General features: G+C 47.7%; 19 protein-coding genes. 14 read left to right on the top strand and 5 right to left on the bottom strand.

The window, feature by feature from the left end:
- Positions 1-368 precede the first annotated feature (368 nt).
- Positions 369-815, bottom strand: a complete 447-nt coding sequence (locus BM124_RS13490; protein WP_093338285.1) for a YtoQ family protein — start codon at positions 813-815, stop codon at positions 369-371.
- Positions 816-952: 137 nt separating this feature from the next.
- Here BM124_RS13490 and BM124_RS13485 point away from each other — a divergent pair, with 137 nt between their 5' ends.
- From BM124_RS13485 to BM124_RS13440, 10 genes are all read left to right on the top strand, one after another.
- Entirely contained in the window at positions 953-1,963 is a 1,011-nt protein-coding gene (locus tag BM124_RS13485) for a PTS sugar transporter subunit IIC (protein WP_093338283.1), read from the top strand.
- A gap of 94 nt (positions 1,964-2,057) precedes the next feature.
- Positions 2,058-2,855 carry a DUF1444 family protein gene (locus tag BM124_RS13480; protein ID WP_093338282.1) on the top strand — a complete coding sequence of 266 codons (798 nt, stop codon included), beginning with the start codon at positions 2,058-2,060 and terminating at the stop codon, positions 2,853-2,855.
- A gap of 66 nt (positions 2,856-2,921) precedes the next feature.
- Positions 2,922-3,545 carry a YtpR family tRNA-binding protein gene (gene ytpR / locus BM124_RS13475; protein WP_093338280.1) on the top strand — a complete coding sequence of 208 codons (624 nt, stop codon included), beginning with the start codon at positions 2,922-2,924 and terminating at the stop codon, positions 3,543-3,545.
- Positions 3,546-3,610: 65 nt separating this feature from the next.
- Positions 3,611-5,914, top strand: coding sequence for a DNA translocase FtsK (locus BM124_RS13470; protein ID WP_244504341.1), 2,304 nt, complete (start codon positions 3,611-3,613; stop codon positions 5,912-5,914).
- Between the two features lie 179 nt (positions 5,915-6,093).
- Complete coding sequence (locus BM124_RS13465; protein ID WP_093338277.1) at positions 6,094-6,282, top strand: hypothetical protein; 189 nt, start codon at positions 6,094-6,096, stop codon at positions 6,280-6,282.
- 180 nt (positions 6,283-6,462) lie between these two features.
- Positions 6,463-7,557 (top strand): nicotinate phosphoribosyltransferase, encoded by a 1,095-nt coding sequence (locus BM124_RS13460; protein WP_093338276.1) that lies wholly within the window; start codon positions 6,463-6,465, stop codon positions 7,555-7,557.
- 20 nt (positions 7,558-7,577) lie between these two features.
- A complete protein-coding gene (locus BM124_RS13455; RefSeq protein ID WP_139217131.1) occupies positions 7,578-8,243 on the top strand; it encodes a hypothetical protein in 666 nt (221 codons plus the stop codon).
- Between the two features lie 570 nt (positions 8,244-8,813).
- Positions 8,814-10,112 carry a UDP-N-acetylmuramate--L-alanine ligase gene (murC, locus tag BM124_RS13450; RefSeq protein ID WP_093338273.1) on the top strand — a complete coding sequence of 433 codons (1,299 nt, stop codon included), beginning with the start codon at positions 8,814-8,816 and terminating at the stop codon, positions 10,110-10,112.
- Positions 10,113-10,489: 377 nt separating this feature from the next.
- Positions 10,490-10,945, top strand: a complete 456-nt coding sequence (locus BM124_RS13445) for a DUF948 domain-containing protein (protein WP_093338271.1) — start codon at positions 10,490-10,492, stop codon at positions 10,943-10,945.
- A gap of 6 nt (positions 10,946-10,951) precedes the next feature.
- Entirely contained in the window at positions 10,952-11,386 is a 435-nt protein-coding gene (locus BM124_RS13440) for a YtxH domain-containing protein (protein ID WP_093338270.1), read from the top strand.
- Between the two features lie 27 nt (positions 11,387-11,413).
- On the opposite strand, the gene BM124_RS13435 is transcribed toward BM124_RS13440, so the two are convergent.
- A complete protein-coding gene (locus BM124_RS13435) occupies positions 11,414-13,591 on the bottom strand; it encodes a cell division protein FtsA (RefSeq protein WP_093338268.1) in 2,178 nt (725 codons plus the stop codon).
- A gap of 207 nt (positions 13,592-13,798) precedes the next feature.
- On the opposite strand from BM124_RS13435, the gene BM124_RS13430 reads away from it, so the two are divergent.
- The 4 genes from BM124_RS13430 (at position 13,799) to motS (ending at position 17,751) form a co-directional block, all read left to right on the top strand.
- A complete protein-coding gene (locus tag BM124_RS13430) occupies positions 13,799-14,872 on the top strand; it encodes a bifunctional 3-deoxy-7-phosphoheptulonate synthase/chorismate mutase (protein ID WP_093338266.1) in 1,074 nt (357 codons plus the stop codon).
- Between the two features lie 245 nt (positions 14,873-15,117).
- Complete coding sequence (ccpA, locus tag BM124_RS13425; protein WP_093338265.1) at positions 15,118-16,119, top strand: catabolite control protein A; 1,002 nt, start codon at positions 15,118-15,120, stop codon at positions 16,117-16,119.
- A gap of 62 nt (positions 16,120-16,181) precedes the next feature.
- Positions 16,182-16,991, top strand: a complete 810-nt coding sequence (gene motP, locus BM124_RS13420) for a flagellar motor protein MotP (RefSeq protein ID WP_093338263.1) — start codon at positions 16,182-16,184, stop codon at positions 16,989-16,991.
- On the top strand, positions 16,981-17,751 hold the full coding sequence (gene motS, locus BM124_RS13415) for a flagellar motor protein MotS (RefSeq protein WP_093338261.1): 771 nt from the start codon (positions 16,981-16,983) through the stop codon (positions 17,749-17,751). The genes motP and motS overlap by 11 nt, the downstream gene beginning before the upstream one ends.
- An 86-nt stretch (positions 17,752-17,837) precedes the next feature.
- On the opposite strand, the gene BM124_RS13410 is transcribed toward motS, so the two are convergent.
- The 3 genes from BM124_RS13410 to BM124_RS13400 form a co-directional block, all read right to left on the bottom strand.
- The gene (locus BM124_RS13410; protein ID WP_093338260.1) at positions 17,838-19,031 is read right to left on the bottom strand and encodes an acetoin utilization protein AcuC; all 1,194 of its coding nucleotides are present in this window, start codon (positions 19,029-19,031) and stop codon (positions 17,838-17,840) included.
- Entirely contained in the window at positions 19,028-19,675 is a 648-nt protein-coding gene (locus BM124_RS13405; protein ID WP_093338258.1) for an acetoin utilization AcuB family protein, read from the bottom strand. Before BM124_RS13405 ends, BM124_RS13410 begins: the two co-directional genes overlap by 4 nt.
- An 86-nt stretch (positions 19,676-19,761) precedes the next feature.
- Positions 19,762-20,394, bottom strand: coding sequence for a GNAT family N-acetyltransferase (locus BM124_RS13400; RefSeq protein ID WP_093338256.1), 633 nt, complete (start codon positions 20,392-20,394; stop codon positions 19,762-19,764).
- Positions 20,395-20,540: the final 146 nt, after the last annotated feature.

Here is a 20,540-nt window from a genome sequence, read left to right as displayed (position 1 = left end):
TAAAGCACTTTAGAGGGTTTCGTTCCCCCGTAAACGTCGTCATGAACGAATCCAGGTTCCGTTTAGCGGGAAAATGAACGGGCCGACGCAACAAAGAGTTCGCGTCGCTGCATGAAAAGTGGGATGAATAGTCATAAGGCACGTTAGAGTATCCGGTGCCGCCTTAAACGCCATTATCCTGTGGAAGTACGTCACGGGTACCCTGCTTCCTGCGGGGTACCCGTGACTCGTGCTGTTCTGAGCCGGAGCCGGAGCATTTTGACTCCGCTGCTATGCGGCCCTTGAACAACGCCGCAAAATATTCGTGTTTTCCTCCGCCTATTTTACTTTTGTCCCAGACTCTTTGTGATTTCATGCTGACAGCTGTGTTATGTGGTTTCGAATACGTAGGAAAGAGCCTGCAGGGCCTGTTCTTTTGTTTCAACGACAACATTTGCTTTGTTGGCGAGTTCTTTTGTCGGGTGGTGAAGGTCTTCCGGACGGATGAGAATGAGCGGTTTGCCCATGGCGGCAGCGGCTCCGGCGTCCATCGCGGTGTTCCACTGCTTGTACTTTTCACCGAAGAGAGCGATGACTACATCGGATTTCTGCATCAGAATCTGGGTACGCAGGTTGTTAAAGTCGGACGCAGCATCATCTTTCTGGACAGCATCGTGCTGGCTGCCGAGAATTTCTTCGCCGATATTGTCGGAACGGCTGTGGTTTTCCATCGGACCGAAAAACCGAAGCGGTAGTTCCTGTTTTTCAGCCAGTTCTCTCAGTTCCTGCCTCCAGTCATCGTGAATTTGTCCTGCAAGATATACGTTTAATTCCATGCTGCAGCCTCCCTTATGTATAAAATGATATATTCTTATCATGAAATGCATCCTCCCTCTTGTCAATCGATGCAGAGGCAGGGTACGATAAGAAAAAGTGAAACATATCACAATTCTTTACTGTCAGGGGGAGAACGATGAAGGAATTTTTTTTGCGTAAAGGTGTAAATTTATCTGTAAAGACATATGCTGTTACTTCATTGAGCTTCATGGCTCTCGGTCTTTTTTCTTCGTTGATTATCGGCCTTATTATACGCACTATCGGGGAACAGCTCATGTTTTCGTTTCTGGAAGAGATGGGGCAGCTTGCGATGGATCTCATGGGACCTGCCATTGGTGCATCGGTGGCTTATGGGTTGAAAGCTCCACCGCTTGTTTTGTTTTCCGCTGTGATCACAGGTGCTGCCGGAGCGGAACTGGGTGGACCGGCAGGGGCGTTTATTGCGGCGCTCTTGTCTGTTGAGATCGGGAAACTTGTATCGAAAGAAACGAAACTGGATATTATTGTTACACCATTTGTAACGATTGCAGCAGGGTATACGACGGCTTATTTTCTGGGACCTGTCATTCAAAGCGGAATGGTTGGTTTCGGAGATGTGGTAATGTGGGCGACAGAACAGCAGCCGTTTATCATGGGGATCATTGTGGCGGTCCTGATGGGTCTTGCGCTGACCGCCCCGATATCTAGCGCAGCGATTGCTATTATGATTGAGCTCGAAGGAATTGCCGCCGGTGCTGCCGCCGTAGGATGTTCCGCACAGATGGTCGGATTTGCGGTAAGCAGTTACCGGGAAAACGGTGTCCAAGGCCTTGCAGCACTGGGTATCGGCACGTCCATGCTGCAGGTCCCCAATATTGTCCGGAAGCCGGCCATCCTGCTGCCGCCGACGATAGCAGGAGCTGTGTTTGCCCCGTTTTCAACTATGGTTTTTCTGATGGAAAACAATGCATCAGGGGCAGGAATGGGGACAAGCGGCCTCGTCGGGCAGATTATGACGTTCTCGGTGATGGGATTTCATGTGGATGTGCTGCTGGCTATGCTTCTCACCCATCTTGCAGGCCCCGCCATCATAAGTCTGCTCGTATCGGAATGGATGAGGAAAAAGCAGTGGATTATATACGGTGATATGACCATTGATCAAGGGTGACGACGTGCCTTGATTTATGTACCGGTTTTTTTCGTGTTAAACTAAAGAAAATACCGTTGAAAAGCATGGATAATGCTTTTGAGGAGAGATAACGATGGACTTACAGGAATTCAGAAACAGGCTGGAAAAACAGCTTGCGAAAAATAACCGGGAATTTATATTCGACGAAGAAAAAAGTTCGCTCCGGGTGGAACACACGGGGCTGAACAAAGGACTCGACCTTGATTTAAATAAACTGCTCGCCAAAAATGACACCAATCATGAAAAAGCGCTGGAAGAGGCGGTCATGTTCATTGATGCTTCCTTTGAAGCGATGGAACGTAACGTGGTCCTCCAAGGGAAGGAAAAAAGCATCTATCCGGTGCTGCGGTCCACCTCCTTTCCGACCGAAACAAAAGAAGGCCGGGCGCTGCTTTTCTCCGAACACACCGCTGAAACCAGAATCTATTATGCATTGGATCTGGGAGATGCCTATACGATGCTGGAAGAAGAGACGGTGAACAAAGAAGGATTTTCGAAAGAACAGATAAAAGAAATCGCCCTGTTCAATGTTCGTCAACTCCCAAATAATTACAAAACGGACGAAGTGGCGGGAAATACATTCTATTTTATCAACTCCAATGATGGATACGATGCAAGCCGTCTTCTTCATGAAGCCTTCATGGAAGAAATGGATACCAGGGTAACAGGTGATATGGCTGTCGCAGTGCCGCATCAGGATGTGCTGATCATTGCCGATATTCAGAATGACGCCGGCTATGACGTTCTCGGTCAGATGGCGTTCCGCTTTTTCAACAACGGCCGGATTCCCGTGACCGCTCTCCCATTCCTGTACGAAAATGGAGGGCTCGAACCAATTTTTATTCTCGCGCGGAAAAAACCGGAGAATTAAAAGCCCACCGCGCCCCGGTTTGTGCTACAATAACAAAGGAATTTCAAAGAAAAAGGAGAAGCAGTCATGAACGTTTTTTACAACTACAAAGGCATTGGGGATACGCTTCTTGTTTCCCTGAAAGAAATCGATAAACAGAACCGGGGAACACAGCAGCGTGGTGACGTGGCGGTACTCTTTGATAAAGAAAGCAAAGAAACAGCCGGGTATCATATTTTTCATGCTTCGTCCTACGGAAAAATCAATCAGACCGGCATGTGCGCGCTGACAGATGAGCTGAAGAACCTGATCAATCATGCGTTAACCGAAAACGGACTGGAGCAGCATAACGTCTCTCTTCCGGAAGAACCGCCTTTTATTGTCGGTCTCGTTACGGAAAAAAAGAACCATCCGGACGCGGATAAATTGAGTGTCTGCCAGGTAGATACGGGCACGGAAACACTGCAGATTGTATGTGGTGCTCCAAACGTCAAAAAAGGCCAGAAAGTCGTCGTCGCCAAACCGGGAGCTGTAATGCCTTCCGGAATGAAAATAAAGAAATCAAAACTCCGCGGCGTTTCCTCAAGCGGTATGATATGTTCTGCTAAAGAACTGGTGCTTCCTGATGCACCGTCGGAAAAAGGTATACTCGAGCTGGACAGTTCCTACACGACAGGCGGGGACTTCCTGATGCAGTATCATGAGCAGTAAACGCCGCTGCCCTTTGGCTGCATTCCCCGCTGATGATGACATTCCGGAAAGAGGAGAAAGATAATATGGCTGGTTCTTTTCAACGGCTGAAAGAAAAAATGCAGCGTTTCTTTTGGGGAAACGACGAGCCTTCCGTTGAGGAAGAAAAGGGAAAAGAAGCAGGAAGCACGGCTGCCGGAAGCAGACCCGCACAGCTTCATAAACAGTCGGATTCGCGCATTAAAATGATGCATTATTACCCCAAAAGCGAGTCGGACAAATTGGATCTGAAATTGCAGAAGCGGGAGACGGAAAAAGATAAAGAAAACAAAAAAGCTCAGAAGGAACGTTTTTCTACGCCGCCGGAAAAACAGGAAAATCAGGCACCTGCAGCGGTGGGAAATAAAAAGGAGGACTCCCGCGCATATTTCCAGGGAAATGATTTCACTGCAGAACATATTCCATCTCCCATATTCGGCTTTGAAAACGTTCCGCTTCATTCCAGTTACCTGAAAAAACATGCAGAAATGGTTCAACCGCAGGAAACACAGGAAGACGAACGAACCGGGCAGGAGCCTGAGCTTTTTGAAGCCACCCCTGCTGTGTCTGCCGTGCCGCCGGAAGAGGAAACCGTTACGGCCGCTATTGAAACGCCGCCTTCAGAAAACAAAGAGAAGCATGAAGCACATGCAGGAACGGATGAGGAAGGGCCGGCTGTGGAAACAGGAACAACACTGGAAGTAACGGAGAAAACAGAAAAAATAGAAGAAACAGAGAGCGCAGAGGAACGCAATGAAAAGCCGGCCCCTGCTTCCCCTGCCAGCCGCCAGGAACGAAGGCGCCGGGAGCGTGAATCAGCACAGGCTCCCCGCACCGAATCAACGGCTGAACGCTCCGCCGTTCCGTTTAATGTGCTCCGTCATCCTGAAGGGAAGCCGGAACGTGCATCTGCCGGTAAAACGACGGAAGCCGCTGATACATCCGTCTATCAGTTTCCTTCGATCCAGCTGCTCGCGCAGCCCCCGAAAAAATCCGGCATGCAGGAAGAAGATTTTTCATACCAGAAGCAGCAGCTTGAACAGACACTCCGGAATTTCAACGTCGATGCCGAAGTAGTCGATATGACAAAAGGACCTTCTGTTACACGTTACGAAGTCCAGCCGGCCGCAGGGGTGAAAGTGAATAAAATCACCAATCTCACCGATGACATAAAGCTTTCGATGGCAGCAAAAGATTTGAGAATGGAAGCTCCCATCCCCGGAAAAAACACAATCGGCATAGAAGTTCCCAATGCAGAAAGCGATCCTGTTCTTCTCCGGGAAATTCTGCGGCGGGACGCTTTTATACGAAAAGAGTCCCCTCTTACGGTTGCGATGGGACTTGATATATCCGGCTCCCCGATTGTCACCGATCTGCAGGATATGCCGCACGGACTAATCGCAGGTGCCACCGGATCCGGAAAAAGTGTATGTATTAATTCCATCCTTCTCAGTCTTTTGTATAAAGCTGATCCCAATGAAGTAAAACTGATGCTGATTGACCCTAAAATGGTGGAACTGGCTTCCTATAAAGACATCCCCCATCTGGTGACGCCGGTCATCAATGATGCCAAAGAAGCGACCGCCGGGCTGAAACGGGCTGTCGCTGAAATGAATGAGCGTTATGAAAAACTGGCAGCTGAAGGCGTACGGGATATTAAGAAATACAATGAGAAAATGGAAAATGTCGCGGATAAAATGCCGTATATCGTCATTGTCATTGATGAACTGGCTGATCTCATGATGGTATCCCCGCAGGACGTGGAAGATGCCATCTGCCGGATTGCCCAAAAAGCGCGGGCATGCGGCATACACCTTCTGGTTGCCACCCAGCGTCCTTCTGTTGATGTCATCACCGGTCTGATCAAAGCCAACATTCCAAGCCGTACAGCTTTTGCTGTGTCATCGCAGGCTGACTCCCGCACCATTTTGGATGCAGGAGGCGCGGAACGGCTTATAGGCAAAGGTGATATGCTGTTCCATCAAAACGGTACAGCGAAGCCTCTCCGGGTGCAGGGAACATTTGTGACGGATGAAGAAATTGATGCCGTCACGAATTTCGTGAAGCAGCAAAAAGAGCCTTCCTACATTTTTAAGCGGGAAGATCTTCAGAAAAAAGCAGAACAGGAGGAAAACAGTGATGAACTGTTTCCGGACGCCTGTCTTTTTGTATCAGAACAGGGAGGTGCTTCTTCTTCGCTGTTGCAGCGCCGCTTTTCCATCGGTTATAACCGAGCCGCGCGTCTTATTGATATGATGGAAAATCAGGGAATTATTTCTGAAGCGAATGGAAGTAAACCGAGAAGAGTATTGTTAAGTGAACATGATATTCAGGAACAGATCAGCAGTTGACGAGTTGATATCCCAGCAAAAAGCTTGTCTTTCTTTTCCGCATTCTATAATATAGAAAGAGACAGGGAACCACAGCATTCATGAACTTGCCTGTGCACCGTGACAGTGTTTTTCTTGAATGATCACGGAGCAGGCTGATATTCCGAAGCCGGCATACTTCTTAAGAAGGAGGAGCTCTTATGGAACAGATTCAGCTGAATGTACTGTTGGAATTTTTGTACCCGGAGGCTTTGGAACTGTTGAAACAGGAAGAGAAGGATACTCCGATTGTGCTTCAGGACGGTCTGAGAGACGTTAAGGAAGCAGATGTACAGGAAATTCTCGAAGCTGTTATTATGGAACAGGGCCAACACGACATGGTTCACTGAGGAAGAAGCTTGAAAGCCGAGGGGCATCCGGAAATGAGGCTGCTTAAACAAAGGCTGTTTCAAAAGGTATAAGGCGCTCTGGAAAGAAAAGCGGCGCCATGTGCTTCTTTGAAACAGCTTTTTCTTTTATCTTTTGATAGAAAACAATGAAATTATTCTTTAATTATAAGGAGCAGGCAGATGAAAGAAATCGAACTGAAAATGCAGGGGGACATCAAGCGATTGACAAATGAAACGTTCAAATTCGATGAACGGGTCGGAGAGGGTTGGTTTTCTGCTGTTTATTTTCTGAAAACAAGAGAAATTGCCGAAAAATATAAATCCAGTCAACATGTAACGATGCAGTTTTTCCAGAAAAAGCATGCTGTTCTCTGCGGAACCGATGAAGTGATTGCTTTAATCAAGACGTTTGCCAAAAACCCCGAAGAGCTCGTCATTCACTCCCTCGAAGACGGAGACAAGGTGGAACCGTATGAAACGGTCCTTACCATCGAAGGTCCATACCAGAATTTCGGTCATCTGGAAGGGCTGATTGACGGTATTTTCGCGCGCCGCACATCTGTTGCAACGAATGTATATAATGTTGTGAAAGCAGCCCGTAAGTCAGGGGCGCGTAAACCGGTAATCTTTATGGGGGACCGGGATGATCATTTCACCCAGCAGGCGGGTGACGGATACTCCGCCTATATCGGAGGGTCAAAAGCCCAGGCTACTCATGCGATGAGTGAATGGTGGGGGAAAGAAGGAATGGGCACGATGCCGCATGCGCTGATTCAGTTATTTGAAGGAGACGTTGTCGCGGCCAGCCGTGCCTATAAAGAGACGTACCCCGATGATGATTTAATGGCTCTGGTTGACTATAATAATGATGTCATCATGGACTCTCTGAAACTGGCGCGTGAATTCGGCGGAGAGCTTCAAGGAGTACGGGTGGATACCTCCAATCATATGGTGGATCAATATTTCTGCCGCCATCCTGAAGTGATGGGAGCCTTTGATCCGCGCGGCGCCAATCCAAAACTTCTGTTTGCGCTTCGTGAAGCGTTGGATGAAGAAGGGTATAACCATGTGAAAATAATGGCGAGCGGAGGCTTCACGGCAGAGAAAATCAATGAATACGAAGATATGAATGTTCCGATTGATCTTTACGGTGTCGGAAGCAGTCTTCTCCAGATTCATATCGGCTTTACCGGGGATAATGTAAAAATAGATGATAAACATGAGGCGAAAGCAGGACGGGTCTACCGGCCGAACCCCCGTCTGGAGCGGGTCTAGAAAAGCAGAGGGGGACGGTATTGATGATATCCAATGTTCCGGACTTTGAGAAACACCGCAGAGAAAAGCAGAAACAGGCGGACCATGATCTGACGGCGCTGCTTGATGCCTACTCAAACTGGCTCAAACATAACACGAACCTGCGCGAAAAAGTACGTGCAAAGCATATGTTTGCCGAACAGGCCGGGTGTGATACTCAAGAGCTGGAGGAAGAGCCGTGGCGGCGGTATTTTGAGGACTGGTTTGCCTTTGATTATGTGACAGTTATCGGGAGCAGGCTGTTTGACATGTTTATTAAAGAAAACAGTGCTGTCCTGCCTCCGTCCCAGATACAGCTGAGCGGTCTCGTATTAACGGCTGCGCTGGAGCCATACAAGGTGTTAAGCCTGCATAACGGCGCCGCCACTGTCTCCCCTCTTTGGGAAAAAGAAGAAAAAAGGCTGTCTTCTTTAACCGGTGACGTGCCGCTTTCGCAGAAAACGTCGAGTATCCTTGTCCGTTCGGTTTACTGCGGCTTTGAAAACAGGGTCTTCAGCCCTGTTGTACCACTGTCGATTCCTGAAAATGAGACCCGGCTCAAAGAATGGAAACAACGTTACGAGAAAAAAGAAGAAGAACAGCGCAGACTTCGTTTTATGAAGGAGAATGGGGCTTCGTGGTATGTGTATACAGAACCAAATCCTTAATCATTTCCCTGGAAATGCTCTTCTCCTTTCCCGTGCAGGACCCTGTGAATGGAAGTTTCACTGTGTCCCGGTGCAAGCATCCGTAAAGCATCTGTTTTAAAAAGCGGAACCAGATGCTGACGGCTGCTGGCACCCCGACTGGTTCGGGCTCCCAGGATGGGAGTCACAAAGGCGTTGCCACAGGACGTGGCGTTTTTAGCCTTTGATCCACTTTATTCATCAAAAGACCGTGATGAATGGAAGTTTCACTGTGTCCCGGTGCAAGCATCCGTAAAGCATCTGGTTCAAAAAGCGGAACCAGATGCTGACGGCTGCTGGCACCCCGACTGGTTCGGGCTCCCAGGATGGGAGTCACAAAGGCGTTGTCACAGGACGTGACGTTTTTAGCCTTTGATCCACTTATTCATCGAAGAGCACGATGAATGGAAGTTTCACTTTGTATTGGAGCTTTGATACGTTTCTGATATAATGATGTAGGTGTTTGAGTAATTAAAGGAAAGAAGCCCGTGTATTTTCGCTTCGGTTCCGGTGGTGGAACCGGGCAACAGGATAAGATGGAGGGCCACAACTATGACTACCTATCATTTTATAGGAATTAAAGGTTCAGGAATGAGCGCCCTGGCACAGATTCTTCACGATATGAACTATAACGTCCAGGGTTCTGATGTAGATAAGAAGTTTTTCACCCAGCTTCCTTTGGAGTACAAAGGAATACCCATTTTCCCCTTTCAGAAAGAAAATATATCTGACAATCAGCATGTGATTGCTTCACCGGCCTACGGAGAAAGCAATCCTGAAATTAAAGAAGCCGGAGAGCGCAGCATGCAGGTACACCGGTACCCTTCTTTTCTGGGAGGATTTCTGCAGCAGTTCACATCAATTGCCGTAACCGGATCCCACGGTAAAACATCTACAACAGGGCTGCTTGCTCATGTGATCGGAGCTTATAAACCGACGTCATATTTAATAGGGGACGGCTCAGGGAAAGGAGAAGAAGAAAGCAGATATTTTGTGTTCGAAGCATGTGAATACAGACGTCACTTTCTCCACTATGAACCGGATTATGCGGTGATGACCAACATTGATTTTGACCACCCTGATTATTTTGAAGATGTCGATGATGTGATCCGGGCATTTGAGGAAATGGCCCGTAACGTAAAGAAAGGCATTGTAGCGTGCGGGGATGATGAACATCTTCAAACATTAAATGTTCCGGTACCGATTGTGTATTACGGCATAGAAGGAAAATATGATTTCAATGCAGAGAACATTCAGACAGATGAGCAGGGAACAACATTTGATGTAAAAATCCGTGGAGACCGTTTGGGTACGTTTACCATCCCGGGATATGGCAGACATAATGTACTGAATGCCCTCGGGGTCATTGCTCTCTGCCATTATGAAGAAGTACCGGCGGATATAATTAAAGAGCAGCTTGCTTCCTTTCCCGGTGTAAAGCGCCGGTTTACGGAAAAAGAGGCAGGAAGCCAGATATTAATTGACGATTATGCCCATCATCCGACGGAAATTAATGCAACGGTGGAAGCAGCCCGCCAGAAGTATCCAGGCCGGGAAATTGTAGCTGTTTTTCAGCCGCACACGTTTTCCAGAACAAAAGCTTTCCTGGATGCTTTTGCTGAAAGTCTGCGGGAAGCCGATCAAGTCTACCTCTGCAATATTTTCGGTTCGGCACGGGAAGAAGATGGTGCATTATCGATCGAAGACCTCCAGAATCAGATACCGGGATCCTGTGTCATTACGGAGGAGCAGGTGGATTCCCTGGGTGCACATGAAAACGGAATCCTTCTCTTTATGGGTGCCGGTGACATTCAGAAATTCCAGGCAGCCTATGAAAAACAACTCGTATAATTCACTGTGGAGCTGTATCAAAAAGGTACAGCTTCTTTATTTATCTAAAAGTCTAATGTATACCTCCGGCACGTCTGGTGCCATCTTTTCCTGATCAGAAAACAAAATAATATGCATCGTCGACAAGGAATTCAGGAATGATTGTCGAAGAGAATAAGAGGATGATCGGCTGAAAAAGAGGACCTTCTACTAAATCTGCGCACGTCCTGTGCCGGGCGCAGCAGCCACCGCATCCTGCGGGAGTACGTCGTGGCGGGCGCCGACCTGACCCGCATCCCGCGGGCCCGAAGAAACAAATATGTAATCGAAGAATCAGATTTTATGTTTCATGTGGTGTGATTCGTGGTACACTTACACGAAGGAGGTGTAATCGTTCAATGGAACTAGTGTACATAAGTGCGCTGATAGTCGCAATTGCCATCGCAGTCTTAGTCATTTACCTTATTAAAACATTAAAAGCTGCCACCCAGACGATGGAGAAGGTATCCACCACGATGGAGCGCATGGAAAAGCAGGTGCAAGGTATTACAAGTGAATCAGAACAGCTGATCCAGAAAACCAATGTTATAGCAGATGATGTTCAACATAAAACCGAATCATTGAACGGTTTATTTACGTCTCTGAAAGATGTGGGAGATTCTCTGGAAAATGTGAACTATTCATTTAAGGATATGTCGGATTCCATCAGCCGCCACTCCAGAGAGCAGTCTGAACAGGTTGCCCAGGCTGTACAGTGGGGCAATGCCGCCATTGATTTGTATACAAAATGGCAGGACCGCAAGCGCAAAAAAGAAGTGAGTCAGAATGAAAACACGTATTCAACAGGAGGATGATGTACTATGTCTGATATGAACACGAAGGATTTCGTTATTGGCACGTTAATTGGTGGTATTGTCGGCGCATGCTCCGCTCTGTTAATGGCTCCGAAGTCTGGAAGAGAGCTGCGCGGTGAGCTGTCAGAAGGAGCCTACTCTGCCAAAGAGAAAACTAATGAGATGACAAGCAGTGCTTACGAAAAAGGATCACAGTGGGCGGGATACGCGCGCGAGAAATCATCTGAAATTGCTAAAAATGTTTCCGAACAGTCTTCCCAGCTTTACGGCAAAGTGAAAGAGACAGCTTCTTCCGGAAATGAAGGCAGCCAGGAAAAGACAGCAGATGAGCTGGCCGAAGAAATATCCGAAGATCTGGAAGCAGAACAGGAAGGTGTGAACAACGTAAAAGAAGATGTCCGCGATCTTCACGCATCCACGGAAGAAAAAGATCAAACGTAAACTGGAAATGAAAAAAACGCTCTGCCGTTATTCGGCAGAGCGTTTTTCGCTTTTATCGAACAGCTGCAGTTCAATGTGATCACCGCCGTGCAGAGCTTCCGTGAACGAAGCCGGCTGTCTGTTCTTTGTAAGGTTCCACGTTTTTTCTGCATTGTACTGAAGATCGACCGTAACGTAGGAGAAGACGTCCTGTACAATAAAATCAAGGGAAGACATCGTTTTCTCCGTCGTAATATGATCCCCGGAAGCCACCTGGTCGTCCAGTCCGGCTTTTTCCCCGTTTATGTCAGCTTCAATAATCTTCTTTTCCATGTTTACCGTTTCTCCATTAAAAAAAACACGCTGCTGCGCCGTCGTCTGCACTTCCTGATGTTCAAGAAGACTCCGCACGGTAACTGTTTTGGGTTCCTGGTCTGTTACAATGTTATCCCCCGTACGTACAGGCTCCTGCAGAAAGGCAGGATGACCGTTCCGGTGGAATGGATACAAGTCTTGGGGAGGTGGTACTTCTTTATTGTCAATATAATACACGGAATGCTCTACTGACGCAGGTATCGTCCATTTCATGATCTCCCACACTTCCTGGATACTTTCAGGAAGTCTACACACCAAATCGTCACGGTCATTCAGTGTCGTTTCAGGGGCTACCCTTCTGCCGTTTTGCACATACAGCGGTGGAATCGAGTACTTGCGGTCATTGATGACAAGTTTCATTTCCGGTGCTTCGTCAACAATATCCCTGAACGCTGCAGAGGCAGGCTGACCGTCCTCCCCTTTTTCCAGAACTAGCTCATCCCCCGGAGCAATGGGATCCTTTATGGAAGCAGGGAGGCCGTTCTTTCTAATAACCGGTGCTTCCCCGCGCGTCCCCGGAATGGATACGATCCGCTCATTTAATGTAATCACCATAGCGTCGCCCGGTTTTCCATATAATGTCCGGATGGACAAGCCGGATGCAAGCACGGCGTCTCCAATCGTCAGGGTCTTTACATCAAAAAGGCGGATGGATCTGCCGTTCACATAGACCGGAATATATTCCACCGGATGCTCTTTGGCCGCAATAGCAATACCGACAGGGGTGACAAGTTCCGGTCCGGGATGAATCCCTTCAAAAGACAGATTTTTAATAGCCTCGATATCCCTCGGTGCCACTCTGTTTTCCGGAAGATGGAGGGCTTCGCTTAAATGCCGGGAAATTTCAGGGGTCATACTGCCTCCACCCACGAGCATAACAGCCTTTGGCGGTTTCGTATTAAGGGTCAGGATCTCCGAGCTGATTTCTGCGGCAAGTTGTTTAATAGACGGACGGATGGGGGAAATTACATCTTCAGGCGGATACTCTGTTTCCATTCCGAGAATATCTGTGACAAGAACATTCTCTCCCGCTGCAAGATTCCGTTTCACCCGTTCCGCATCGGGAAAATCCAGCAGAAATTCGTCACTCAGTGCCTCGGTCACTTCATCGCCTGCTACCGGGACCATGCCGTAGGCAGTGACAGTTCCAAGATCTGTAATGGCTATATCCGATGTTCCCGCTCCAATATCGACGAGAGCGACATTCAGGCGGCGCATCGATGGGGGAATTAACACATTGATCGCGGCAATCGGCTCCAGTGTCAAAGCTTCCAGTTCAAGGTCCGCCCGCTGCAGCGCACTTATGAGCGATTCCACTACAACTTTCGGGAGAAAAGTGGCGATTACATCGGCGGACGCCTTTTCTCCGGATTGGTCCAGAAGACTCCCTATCTCCTGTCCATCAATATAATAAGCAACAACCGAATACCCTACGCAGTGATACTGAAGGCTTTTGTCTGAATCGCGTTCGGTTTCAAAAGCAAGCTGGTGCTGCGCTTTCTGGACCGCTCCGAGTTCGAGCGGAGCGATATCTCCTTCGAACACGCAGGGCTGTCCTGAAATATCAAGTTCCATCGATGCACGCTGGGTTTTTAACGATCTCCCGGCAGCTGCAGCACACACTTTATGCAGCGGTCCGTGACGCTCTTCCAGTGCTGCTTTGGTTTCCTGGATAACATCACTGACAGCAGCTACATTATGAATCTGTCCATCCATCATGGACCGTTCCTTATGTTCTCTGGATTCGACATCGATCAATTCATATGACCCGCTGCGCTGTTTAAGAATTAACCCGGTAACGGAGCGGGTACCGATGTCCAGCGCATACATAATCTCCCCATTATCTGTCATGATTACATACACCTCGAAAATTTTTAATACGTATAATAAAAGAAAAGCTGGTGTTAAAGGCAAAAATACTTTAACGCTTAAAAGCGTTCAATTAACAAAGAAAAAGGGGCTGACATTTCGGTTCTCATCTTATATAATAGGTCTTAATCATTAAAAATGTAACACATATCAAGAGAAAAGGGAAATCACGTAAGGAGTGGGGAAGAGATGAGTAATGAAGAACTGGAAGCGCTCAGAGAACAGCTGGATGATGTAAACCTTCAATTGCTGGAGCTTATTAATAAACGGGCAGGTCTCGTACAGGAGATCGGTAAGGTGAAGAGCCGTGCGGGACAAAACCGGTTTGACCCGGTCCGCGAACGTAAGATGCTGGACATGATTACAGAAAACAACGAAGGACCGTTTGAAACGAGCACGATGCAGCATCTCTTTAAACAGATTTTTCAGGCAAGTCTGGAACTTCAGGAAGACGACAACCGCAAAGCACTTCTTGTATCAAGAAAGAAAAAGCCTGAAGATACCATTGTTGATCTCAAAGGTGAAAAAGTGGGTGACGGTCAGCAGCGTCTGATCATGGGACCGTGTTCTGTGGAAAGCTATGAACAGGTGTATGAAGTAGCATCCGCTATGAAAGAACAGGGACTCAACCTTCTCAGAGGAGGCGCGTTCAAGCCCCGTTCCTCCCCTTATGATTTCCAGGGTCTCGGAAAAGAAGGTCTGGAAATTCTCAGGCGCACAGCAGACGAACTGGATATGAGTGTTATCAGTGAAATTATGAATCCGAAAGACGTAGAAATGGCTGCCGACTATGTGGATGTCATCCAGATCGGTGCGCGGAATATGCAGAACTTTGATCTTCTGAAAGAAGCCGGTTCCCATCAGACACCTGTTCTGTTAAAACGTGGACTTTCGGCAACCATTGATGAATTCATGAAAGCGGCGGAGTACGTGCTCGCCAACGGCAATAATAACCTGATACTTTGTGAACGCGGCATCCGTACGTATGAAAAAGCAACAAGAAATACCCTGGATATCTCGGCTGTGCCGATCCTGAAAAAAGAAACACATCTGCCGGTATTTGTCGATGTGACGCACTCAACCGGCCGCCGTGACCTTCTTGAACCTACGGCGAAAGCAGCGCTTGCCATAGGTGCCGACGGCGTTATGGCAGAAGTACACCCGGATCCGGCTGTGGCCTTGTCCGACTCCGCGCAGCAGATGGATATCGATCAGTTCCACTCGTTCGTTAAGAACCTCCGCGATACCGGACTTTACAAGTGAACGACACCAGCGCCTCCCGGAAAAGGGGGGCGCATTTTTTGTGGAAAAGTGCCAGCCAAAAGCAGACATGAGGCGGAATGTAATCATATAGAAGGCAGGAAATATGTCAAATTTGTATATCACGGTGTAATTTTCGGTTGTTTTACCGATATAACCAGGGAGAGGAATTGCGGAACCTCCTTCAGTTATAATATGATTACAGTACGTATGAAAAAAAATGAAAGGAAACTAGAGGAGGCTTTCCATTGAATACAACAATTTACGATGTAGCACGAGAAGCAGGAGTTTCGATGGCGACAGTTTCCCGCGTGGTAAACGGCAATCCAAACGTAAAGCCGGCCACCCGGAAAAAAGTGCTGGACGCTATTGAAGGACTGGGCTACCGCCCCAACGCTGTGGCGAGAGGTCTGGCCAGTAAAAAGACAACAACCGTCGGAGTGATCATTCCCGACATTTCGAGCATATTTTTTGCTGAACTGGCAAGGGGAATTGAAGATATTGCGACGATGTACAAGTATAATATTATTTTGTGCAATTCCGATCAAAACAAAGAAAAAGAGCTTCACCTAATTAATACAATGCTTGAAAAACAAGTGGACGGTATTCTGTTTATGGGAGGCGAAATTACAGAGGATCATGCCGAAACCTTTAAGCGTTCTTCCGTACCGGTCGTATTAGCGGCGACGCTGGATGAAAACAGAGAAATGCCGTCGGTCAATATAGATTATCATCAGGCTGCTTTTGATGCGGTAGCAGAATTAATCCGGTCAGGATCAGAGAACGTCGGCATGGTAAGCGGACCGCTTGAAGATCCTGTCAACGGTTTTCAGAAGTTCAGTGGTTACAAAAAGGCATGCGAAGAGATTGGAAATGGATTCGACGAAAATCTGGTGGCTGTCGGTGATTATTCATACGATTCCGGGCTTGAAGCAGCACAGCAGTTAATGGAGCTGGACAAGGCACCGTCGGCGATTTTTGCCGCCACGGATGAAGTGGCTCTAGGGGTGATTCACGGCCTGCAGGACAAGGGCTGGAATGTTCCGGAAGATGTGCAGGTTGTCGGTTTCGATAACACACGCCTTGCCCAGATGGTCAGACCGACACTTACGACAGTCGTACAGCCAATGTATGATATCGGCGCTGTTTCGATGCGTTTGCTGACTAAGTATATGAACAAAGAAGATGTAGAAGACGAAGTTGTTGTTCTTCCGCATCTTCTGGAAAATCGAAACTCTACGTCGTTTTAACTGCTGAGAAGTGCCCGCATCGCAGCCGCTGAAAATATTTACAGGGAGTCAGGGATTATTTTATGAAAAAAATGGATTTAATGACACCTATAGGGATAGTAGTAGGGGTTAGTACACTGCTTTTTGCAGTTTATACGAATGCGGGTTTGAGTTCCGTTGTGTTTTTTGTTCAGGTGGCATCTTTATCGATTGTGCTGGGCGGAGTGGCTGCCGCCCTGCTGATCGGTTTTTCATCCCAGGATTTAAAACTTATTCCTTCTGTTACAAAAGAAGCTTTCCAACATAAAGAGAATAATCTGAGTGAACTGATTCATACATTTTCCGACCTTTCCACCAAGGCCCGCAGGGAAGGACTTCTTGCTCTGGAAGCAGGTCTTGATGAGGTGGAAGATTCTTTTATCAAAAAAGGAGTTCTCCTCGCCGTGGATGGTATTGAACCGGACATCATCAAAGATATTATGATGGCGGAAGTAACGGCAATGGAAGAGCGCCATAAAAAAGGCCGGCGTCTTTTCGAAAAAGCGGGTGAATATGCGCCAGCCTGGGGAATGGTAGGTACATTGATCGGACTTGTACTCATGCTCCAGGATCTGGAGGATCCGGCGACACTTGGGCCGAATATGGCTCTTGCTCTGATTACCACGCTTTACGGTACCATTCTTGCCAATATGATATTTCTGCCGATGGCAGCTAAACTGGAGCAGAAAACCGAAGATGAAGTCTTTACAAAACAGATTATCATTGAAGGTGTGATAGGGGTCCAGTCCGGCCAGAATCCAAAAATTCTGGAAGAGAAGTTAAGCGCATTTGTGAAAGAAAACGGCAAAGAGAATGAATTGGAGGAACAGGAGGAACTGGCAAATGAAGCGTAGAAAAAAAGAGCCCGAAAAAGGTTCGCCGAGATGGATGACTACGTTTTCTGACATGATTCTGCTTGTTCTTGTCTTTTTTGTTATGCTGTTTTCCATGTCTGTGATTGATGCCAAGAAATTCGAAGCGATTTCCGAGTCTTTTCAGAGCAGGGCCATTCTTGAAAATCTGCCGTCCATGATGGAAAGGGAGCAGCCGAATCAAAGCAATGCTGATACGGAGGACGAAAACGAAGCATCAGCAGCTGAATCAGAAGAGCAGACAGAAGATGACAGGGAGCTGGACAGACTGCTGCGGGAAGTACGGCAGTACCTTGAAGAACATAACCTAAACGATCAGATTTCAGCCACAAGAGATGACCGCGGGGTAGTTCTCGTTCTGCAGGAACAGCTTCTGTTTGAAACTGGGGAGGCAGAGATTCTGACAGCTGCCGAACCATTTTTAAACAAAGTCGGCACGCTGCTTCAGTCCCTCCCTAACCTTGTAAAAGTGGAGGGTCATACGGATGAACGGCCGATATCGACTTTCCGTTATCCGTCAAACTGGGAATTGTCATCAGCCAGAGCGAGCAGTGTCATCCGCTATCTGACTGATAATCATCCTCTGCCGCGGGATCAGTTTCTGGCTGTCGGCTACGGGGACACCCGTCCGATTGCCCCTAATGATTCAGAAGAGAACCTGCGTGAAAACCGGCGGGTTGTCGTTGTGATTTCAGATCCGGAATTTGAAGAAGATCTGGAGCAATCGGCGGGAGGAGCATAAAGACACCATACAATATAACGATTTCCAGAGAGAAAAAGACGTTTCCGGGTATCAAAAATGATAGGTGGAAGCGTCTTTTTTCCGTTTTAAGGCTGGTCGGGGCTTGGGGTTGGACCGCTTTTATTTTCGTTTCGAATGTGAAACAAAGCTTTTTCGAGAATTTTTCGGTTTTTTTCTGTGATTTCGCCGCGTCTTGGAATATAGGGATACATGTTCTCCGGATCGCTCCAGTTATGTGGCAGCGGCACGGGGGATCCGGATTCCCACGTTTGAATCCAGGACGCTGGAAGCGGATGATCGAGCAGGTCTGTCCGGCCGGTCATTTCAAGCCAGATCATCGCCCATGCGCGGGGCACGACGCGCCATATATCATATCCACCGCCTCCGACACCTATCCACTTTCCCCCGCAGTATTTGTGCGCGACGCGGCGGGCGGCCCGGGGGATTTCCCGGTACGTTTCCATTGTTGTCGACAAGTGGGTAAGAGGGTCATAGTAATGGGCATCCGCTCCGTTCTGTGTCAAAATGACATCCGGTTTGAAGAAGGCTGCGGTTTCCTCCAGTGCTTTTTCATAGTTCTCGATAAAAGAGGCATCCTCAGTAAATGCATCAATGGGAACGTTGACAGCGAGTCCGTATCCCTCACCGCTTCCTTTCTCATACACATCGCCGGTGCCTGGGAAAAGGTAGCGTCCGGTTTCATGGATGGAAAGTGTACAGACGTCCGGGTCTTCATAGAAGGTGAACTGAACACCGTCTCCATGGTGGGCATCCGTATCCACATAAAGCACACGGGCTCCGTAATGTTTTTTCATGTACTCAATCGCAATCGCACTGTCATTGTAGATACAGAACCCGGAGGCTTTTCCCCGGAACCCATGATGAAGTCCTCCTCCAAGATTCAGGGCATGGCCGGTCTTTCCTTCCATCACAAGATCAACCGCTGTTAATGTCCCTCCAACTAAGAGGGAGGCGGCTTCGTGCATGTTTTTAAATACAGGTGTGTCTTCGGTGCCCAGTCCGAAATTATTGGCGATGCCCCTGCTTAATGTTCCATGTCCGCCGGCTTTTACTGCTTCGATATAGGAGGAATCATGAACAAGTGCTATTTCCTCATCCGAGGCTGCCCGCGGAGCTTTTACACTATCGTCATCCAAAGCTCCGATATGTCGCAGCAGGTCATATGTCAGTGTGAGACGGAGAGGGTTGAATGGATGATCTTCACTTAATTTATAGGCGAGTTGTTTTTCTGAATAGACAAAAGCTGCTTCCTGCATCATTCGTTCAACCCCGGTATCCGCGGCCAGCTGACTTCATAACCGGCCTCTTTTAAGTCATGAATAACATCCCGTGGATCCATGGTCTGCACACGGAACGCCAGGTATTTCGACACGTCGTCTCTTCCCGGGTACACCAGAACACTGATGACATTCATCTGTTTCCGGTGAAAAATAGATGTGACCGCTGCTAATTCGCCGGGCCGATCATTGGCTTTGACTTCAATACGGGAAGACGGCTGGTGGGCACCTGTTAACTCGACAAGGGTATGAAGAACGGTTGATTCTGTTACCATACCGAGCAGATTGTCATGATCCCCGGTTACAGGAAGGGAGCTGATGCCGTTGTTGTAAAGCACAACGGCTGCGTCTTCCACGACATCAAGCGGATTCGCTGTAATGACAGGGACACTCATAATCCGGGAGACCGCCTTTTTTAGATGTTCCTCCTGGGAACGTGTATGAAAAATGGATGGAGACGCATCTCTAATATCACGGTCCGACACGATGCCGGTGAGGATATGGTTCTCGTCCACGATGGGTATATGTCTGATTTTATGTTGGTCAATGTATTTCAGTGCTTTTTCAATGGAGTCACCGGCATGGAGATACACTGGATCTTCGTTCATTATTTCTTCGACCAGCATGGTCATGTCACCTCATCTTCTTGAATTGTCAGTGAATAACGGAGAATATCCTGCATCTGGTATAAAACAGGAAAAGACCATCCGGACTAGAACATAAAACGGTTGGTGAAACGGGTGTTATCGAATGTTTCCATATCATCATATCCCACTCTGCTTCCGATCCGCACCATCAGACAATTGGCAGGGTGGGTGGATATCTCCGGGTCATCCGTTGCCATCCATTTCAACTCCCCGGCATTCATCATGCGCTCCATTACTTTTCTGTAGTCCCAGATGGAAAGGCCGCTGTTTTTAAGGTCCCAATGCCAGTAATATTCTGTTGAAATAATAATATAATCTTCCATGGCATCATCCAGCATGGAAAACTCGAGAAGCCGGGTTCCTACTTTCGCGCCACGGTATTCTTCGGCAATCTCAATGGCCCCCAGTTCCAAAAGGGTATCCAGTTCTGCTTCCGCCCAGCGCTCTAAAGGATCCGGGTACACAAATGTAACATAGCCGACGATGGTATTTTCGTCTATCACGGCGTTAATGCGCCCTTCGGGAAGGTCGGCAATCCCTATTAAAGCTTTCTTCTGCTCTTCGGGTTTTCTAAAAGACGTAAGCCCTTCGTGGAAATCATAATTATGAATACTGGTGCCGGAAAGCGGTCCTTCCATAAGGATCGTACGCCCGTCCACTTCCAGTTCCTTTGAAAAATACGTCTTCTTATGGATCATCCGAGTACCACCTTTATTAACACAATAATTGTTACTCACCATTATACATGATGGGACGTATCTAAGGCATGAAAAATTTGAATACTCAAAATAAAATAATGATATGCTCAAATGAGAAGTTTAAATAAATCATACAGTGGAATGAA

Origin of the sequence: Salibacterium halotolerans, assembly GCF_900115625.1 — a bacterium.
GTDB lineage: Bacteria > Bacillota > Bacilli > Bacillales > Marinococcaceae > Salibacterium > Salibacterium halotolerans.
Note: the sequence above shows the minus strand (reverse complement) of the source record. Positions and strands in the feature narration are given on the sequence as shown.